Raw genomic sequence first — 6407 nt, 5'->3', positions numbered from 1 at the left:
CCTTGCATAAAGTACCAAGTACCATTAACGTTTTGCCATCCAGTTAACATAGCTCCTGAAGCATTAGTGTAGTACCAAGTTCCATTATCGTTGATCCAACCAGTTTGCATGATTCCAGATGCATTTAAGAAGTACCAAGTTCCGTTGTTATTTAACCAACCAGTAGCCTTAGTTCCATCTTCTTTTACGAATGTCCAAGTTCCATCTGAATTTTTAACCCATCCAGTAGTTACTTCTGGCTTTTCAACTTCTCCTGAATCTTTGTTTCCAACTACTGAGTAAACTTCATCTTTTTCATTCCAAACAACCATGTTGTCTTTGTTATAAACTGACATTTCACTCATTGATCCGTCTACTTTGTAAACTTTGTCCCAATCTTCTTCATTATCAAATTTATAAACAAATCCACTTTCTAATAACCACATGTTACCGTCAACGTCGATATCAAAAGCTGTTCCTTCTTCTGCATCTACATCTTCAATTTCAGTATAAGTATATCCTCTTTCAGTAGAGAATTTAACTGTTTTAGCTTCAACTTTTACTTTATTAGCAGTTGTAGTTGTTTTGTAAGCTACTAATTTTCCATCAACAACGTTGAATGACATATCAGCTAATTGAGCAGTTGCATCTACACCATCTTTATCTGTTATAGCATAGTTAGCTACTGTTTTAGCATATTTAGCTCCATCTATAGTATCAGAAGCTTGTGCTTTTGATATTTTTTGGATAACTTTAAATTGTACTTTACCATCTACTGGTGTTACTGTAACATTATTTATTGATTTTATTGTATCAGTTCCAGCTTCTACTGTTATAGTTGCTGTTCTGTAGATATTATCAGAGTCTTGTCCAATTACTTTTGAATCAGTAATTTTCGCAGATACTTTTTGTCCATCTGTAATTGATTTTTCAGTATCTTCAGTGTTGTTTAAAGTAACTGATTTTGCGCTTGATCCAGTTGTAACTTCAACTTTAATTTTTCCTAAGTTGTAGTCAGCATCTATATAGTTTCCTTTAACGTCTGTATAAACATTGTTTCCGTCATATTTAACGCCATACCAAGAATCAGCAAATTTAGTACCTTCAAGTAAAGTGAAATCTGAAGCATTCTTTAACTCATCATGTTCAGTTGTATATCTGTCATCCGCTTTATCTTTAATTTGTTTTCTTAAGCTTACTGCTAAATCATCTAAAGTATTTTCTTTTAAATCTTCATCTATAACTTTACCAGTTTCTAAATCGATGTAGTAATCTCCACCTTCAACTGAAAGATATTTGTTAGCGTATACTCCATCAACATCTACTCCAGTATCAAGGTTTTCTAATTCTGAGTACTTTCCATCATTTAAGTAGTAAGCAGCATCAGTATCTCCATCTTTAACGTTACCATCAACGAAGAACTTTCCATCTTTAAATGCTACTGCATTATAGATTGTACCATCTTTTGATTCTATTCTTTGGTAGTCAGCAGCGCTAACCCCTGTTGGAACTATTGAAGCAACAGCAGTTGCAGCAACTAAAAGAGCTGTTAATTTGTTCATTCTTTTTATCATACTTTTTTCTCTCCTTGTTCTTTTATCCTTTGTAATACTTAACTTTAATAAAAGCTTTATCTTTTGTAATTATGGCTTTACCATATAAAAAAACAATTCATATTATTAGTAATCATTACATAATATAATTCCTTAATAAGTGGTTTTTTATATCTCATATGCCATAGTTTTATTTTAACACCTTTCGACTTTATTGGAAATAGTTTTTATAAATTTTATTACTAGATTATATTTCCTATAAAAGAATTTAAAACTATTGGATATTACAAAATCCATTTTTATTCTCAAAATTTTGTACATATTCATTTTAATGAGATTAAAAGCTTGTCTTTTTTCAATTTTATTCTTTTATTTCATATTATTACATAAATGTTGAAAGTGCCTGTCACCAATGTAATATGGTGACAGTCACCAGCTTGGTTATTTCAGAGTAAAGTGACAGTCACCAGCTTGGCTAAATTTCTCTTTACAATGCTTATATGATTATTTTTTATTCTTTAGATATACTCATCATGCCCCTAAAATACAATATCCCCATAAGTTATCCACATATTTTCAGGCAATATAATTTCCTAAAGAATAAAAAAAACGCTACGAATAAAACTCATAGCGTTTTTTCGGTGACAGTCACCAATTAACAGAAGTGACAGTCACCAACCCCAATTGGTGACTGTCACTAGCTAGTCCAAGAATAGCTAAATTAATAAATTAATGAACCATCTTGTCCTAAGTTATACCATTTACCATCTAAGAATATATATCCAGTCTTCATCTTTCCTGAAGAATCAAAATAATAATCCTTACTATTTATTCTTTGCCAGCCTGTCTTCATAACACCACTATTATTTAAATAGTAATAATTCTTCCCGTCATATAGCCAGCCTTTTTTCATTGTTCCATCATCATTTAAATAGTACCAATTTAAATCATAATACTCCCAGCCTCTTCTCATTGTACCGTTGTCTAATAAGAAATACCAATTACCTTTATACAGTTTCCAACCAGTTTCAAGCATCCCATTAGGTCCAAACATGTACCATTCTTTATCATAATATCCCCAACCAGAATTCTTCATAGCACCATCGCCTTGAAGATAGTACCAATATCCATTATCTTTAAACCAATTGTTTTTCATTGTTCCATCCGCATTTAGATAATACCATTGTCCACTTTCGTTAATCCATCCGTTCTTTTCCATATATCCATTGATATTTACAAAGTACCATTGATTATCATATTTTACCCATTTATTTTTTACTTGATTACCTAAAGCATCATAAAATGTCCAATCATCACCAGATAATACCCATTCATTAATAGCTTGTATTTTATCTCTAATTATACTTACTCTATATAGTGTTGTAGTTTTCTTATCTTCTGCTACAACTTCTATATTTACAAGATTTGCACCTATTTTTAAATCAATGTAATCAGATTCTTGTGCACTTGCATACTCTTTGCCATTTATCTTTACCTTTGCTTTATCATTTTGAGCTGTAAATACAAGTTTAGTTCTTCCTACTGCTCTATCAACTTTTACAGTATAAAGATAAGTTTCTGGATCAAATTTTGGTGATAAAGTTCCTTCAGTACTCTTAAGATTTGAAAGTTTTACATTATCTTTTCCATATCTTCTTGTGATAACTATATCGTAAGTACTAGTATCGCCTTTATCATCAGTAACTTTTATTTCTATTTCGTTAGAACCTTCGTCTAAACTAATAAAACCTGTTGTGCCTCCACTTACAACTTTCTTTCCATTAACTTTAATAGTTGATGTAGAATATTCAGCTGTTGGAGTAACAGTTACAGCAGTTACTTTATTTTCAACAGTAGCTGTATAATCAAAAGTTTGCTTATTAAATGCTGGTGAAAGTGATGCTGAATTTATTTTTAAAGATTTTAAATAAGAACTTCTTGGTGCTTCAGTTCTAGTAACCTCTAAACTATAAACTCCAACTTCGCCATCTTTTGTAGTTACTCTAATAGTTATATCATTCTTTCCTTCTTTTAATGATATAGGTTGACTATTAGCTCCACTATTTACAAGAACACCATTTATTCTTATAGTAGATGAATTATCTGCTGCCGTTGGTTTTAATACAACCTTATCTGTTGCTGTTGGAACAGTAGCTGTATAATCCATAGTTTCCGGATTAAATGTAGGTGATAATGTTACACCTGTTAAAGACTTTAATTTAGCACTGCCTTTTTTAGCAATTACAAGTTTAAATGTCTTAGTACGTCCATTAACTGTTCTACTAATAAGTATTTCATTTTCCCCACCTAGTAATTTAAAGGTGCCTGTCTTACCACCCATAGTAATTTTAACACCTGAAGTTATGGCCTTACCATTTTCATCTACAATACTAACTTTAGCTGTATCTATATCATCTCCTAATCCTGAGATATAGTAATCATCGCCATCAGAATTATAGTCTAAATCAAGAGTCATTGCTCCACCACTACCAGATGCAGCTATCATTATCTTGTTAAATTTAAATGTATCCGCATTTTCTTCTTTAAATTTAAAAGTAACATTATAAGATTTAACTTCTTGAGTTCCTAAATCTTTTACTTTAATAGTAGCATTAAAATCATTATATTTAGTCATAGCTATTTTATAACTTGTAACCCCATTGCTTGTTGAACTTGCAATTTTTACACCACTTGAATTAGATGTTACCCCTTCGAGTTTGTAATATGACGTATCACTTGATTTTATATTAATAGTCGATACTGACATATCAATTTCATCCGTATAATAAGCATTTGAAGAACTTTTATTAATATCTAAATTAGCTCCACCCGCTTCTACAACAAATCCTAAATTCAATTCCACCGCACTTGCAGATTTAATATTCCCCAGTTGAATTCCTGTTATCATAACTGTCAATATTAAAAATTGTGAAATAACTCTTTTAAAATTAATTTTCATTATTTATTTTATTGCTAAATGAATATTAACTTTAGCAATTTCCTCCTCCCTTTTTGTTAGTAAATTAAGCTTTTATCCTACATTAATTATCGTTTAAGCCTACATAAACTTTACATAAGCAATTATAACAATTATAGCCATTTTTTTAAACACAAAAATCCAATTTTTGCTTAATAATTAATTTTTTTTTACAAATACTCGGTTATTTTATTCTTATTAACATATATCTTTTGTGTAAAGCGAATCAAATGCTATGTTTTAAAGTCAAATTTATATTTTTGTATAAAGCTTCTGGACAAGAATTTCCAGTGTGAGCTTATCCTTTAAAATATAGCAAAACAAAAAATACAAGGAGGAATGCTTTTATGGCTATAACAAAATTAGTAACAGGTTGTTCACTAGGTATCGAGGTGCAAAAGGGGGTTGATAAATTAGGCGATCCAATCTATACAAAAAAAACATTTTCAAATGTTAATCCATCAATAGGTGCTGACGATTACTTTGAAGTTGCTAGTGCAATAGAAAAAGTACTTGATGCTGATTGTCGAAACTATATCATAACTGATTCATCAAAATTAATGAATGAATAAAATTTAAATTAAAAAACTTACTTTATTACCGCACGTCAAAATTCAATAAATTGCAATATTATACTTTTTAAATATCTATGTAATTTATTGTAGAAAATATTAAAATTAATAATCTTTAGGAGGAATTACAATGGAATATATATTATCAATGACTTTTATTAATTCTACTGGTTCTAAAACAAATATAAATATAAGTGGTGTTAAAAATGATTTAACTGATGACAATGTAAAAGCTTTAATGCAATTAATAATTGATAAAAACTTCTTTTTAACAAGTAAAGGATCTTTCGTTAAAATTGAAAATGCTCAATTAACTCAAAAAGAAGTTAAAAAGTATACAGTTAAATAAAATAATTTTAAAAAAGTCATGTCCTAGGGACATGGCTTTTTCCATTTTCTGGACCCCAGGGGGGGTAAATTAAAAATTTAAAGTTTTATTGGTTTTTTCATGAGTTAAAGCATATATATTTTATGAACATACAATTTATTACTTATATTACAATTTTATTGCATTTTTCAATATAAATATTAATTATTTTTAAAAGGGGATGGGTAAATATGAACTTTAACGATATTGAGAGATTAGTTTATTTATCGAAACTAGGTGACAAAAAAGCTAAAGAAGAACTTGCAAAAGAATTTAAACCAATGATATTAAATATTGCTGCAAAAACTTTTACACATGGTTATGATTTTTTAGATATAAAAAATGAATGTTATGCTAAACTTTTTAGCTGCATTGATTATTACTCACTATCTGAACATAAATTTGTTGCATATGCTACAAATTCAATACAAAATGAAATAAAACAAATATTAAGAAAAACTAAAACTAGAGATGCTGCTGAAGGCTCAGATGCTTTAATATTAAATGATAATTTAGAATATGTATTGATATCAAAAGAACCAACTCCTGATGAAGTTTTATATAAAAATGATGAAAAAAAGAGATTAAAACTAGCTTTAAGTAAATTAGATGATGATGAACGACAACTAATAGACTTTATAATAATAAAGAATAATCCTTTAGTAAAATATTCTAAGATTACTAAAATACCATATACAACATTACATCGTAAAAAGAAAAAAACTCTACAAAAATTAAGTGAATATTTAAATTAATTTAAAATTAGGCTATGTTTTAAGTGAATGTTGATATTTTAGTATAATGGCCAACTGGCGTTGGAATTTGCTTTTTAGAACTCTTAATGAAGATTTGTACAATTAATTGCTTGTCAGCAGTCTTTGATTGGGAGCATGCATTAATTGGACTAAGCTTTATTTTAGTGTTCTTAAAGTAAATTCCTCTGTCCATGAGCTTTATAC

The 6407-nt window shown here is 29.1% G+C and carries 6 protein-coding genes; 3 read left to right on the top strand and 3 right to left on the bottom strand.

Going from position 1 to position 6407, the window contains the following annotated elements; genetic code table 11:
- Together RGC78_RS15710 and RGC78_RS15705 are read right to left on the bottom strand one after the other, a co-directional pair.
- A partial coding sequence (locus RGC78_RS15710; RefSeq protein ID WP_309556935.1) for an N-acetylmuramoyl-L-alanine amidase family protein occupies window positions 1-1553 on the bottom strand: 1553 nt, incomplete at its 3' end.
- A 700-nt stretch (window positions 1554-2253) separates the two neighbouring features.
- Window positions 2254-4491 carry a cadherin-like beta sandwich domain-containing protein gene (locus tag RGC78_RS15705; protein ID WP_309556934.1) on the bottom strand — a complete coding sequence of 746 codons (2238 nt, stop codon included), beginning with the start codon at window positions 4489-4491 and terminating at the stop codon, window positions 2254-2256.
- Window positions 4492-4856: 365 nt separating this feature from the next.
- Between RGC78_RS15705 and RGC78_RS15700 the strand changes: the two genes are divergently transcribed.
- From RGC78_RS15700 to RGC78_RS15690, 3 genes are all read left to right on the top strand, one after another.
- The gene (locus RGC78_RS15700; RefSeq protein ID WP_205449994.1) at window positions 4857-5081 is read left to right on the top strand and encodes a DUF1659 domain-containing protein; all 225 of its coding nucleotides are present in this window, start codon (window positions 4857-4859) and stop codon (window positions 5079-5081) included.
- A gap of 130 nt (window positions 5082-5211) precedes the next feature.
- Window positions 5212-5430 (top strand): DUF2922 domain-containing protein, encoded by a 219-nt coding sequence (locus tag RGC78_RS15695; RefSeq protein WP_205449995.1) that lies wholly within the window; start codon window positions 5212-5214, stop codon window positions 5428-5430.
- Between the two features lie 209 nt (window positions 5431-5639).
- Window positions 5640-6203, top strand: a complete 564-nt coding sequence (locus tag RGC78_RS15690; RefSeq protein ID WP_309556933.1) for a sigma-70 family RNA polymerase sigma factor — start codon at window positions 5640-5642, stop codon at window positions 6201-6203.
- Between the two features lie 19 nt (window positions 6204-6222).
- On the opposite strand, the gene RGC78_RS15685 is transcribed toward RGC78_RS15690, so the two are convergent.
- Window positions 6223-6407: hypothetical protein (locus RGC78_RS15685; RefSeq protein WP_309556932.1), on the bottom strand; the 185-nt coding region annotated here is incomplete at its 5' end.

It is taken from the genome of Clostridium aquiflavi (genome assembly GCF_031344075.1).
GTDB classification, from domain to species: Bacteria; Bacillota; Clostridia; order Clostridiales; family Clostridiaceae; genus Clostridium; species Clostridium aquiflavi.
The sequence above is the reverse complement of the archived record's forward strand: the minus strand, read 5'-3'. Positions and strand labels throughout refer to the sequence as shown.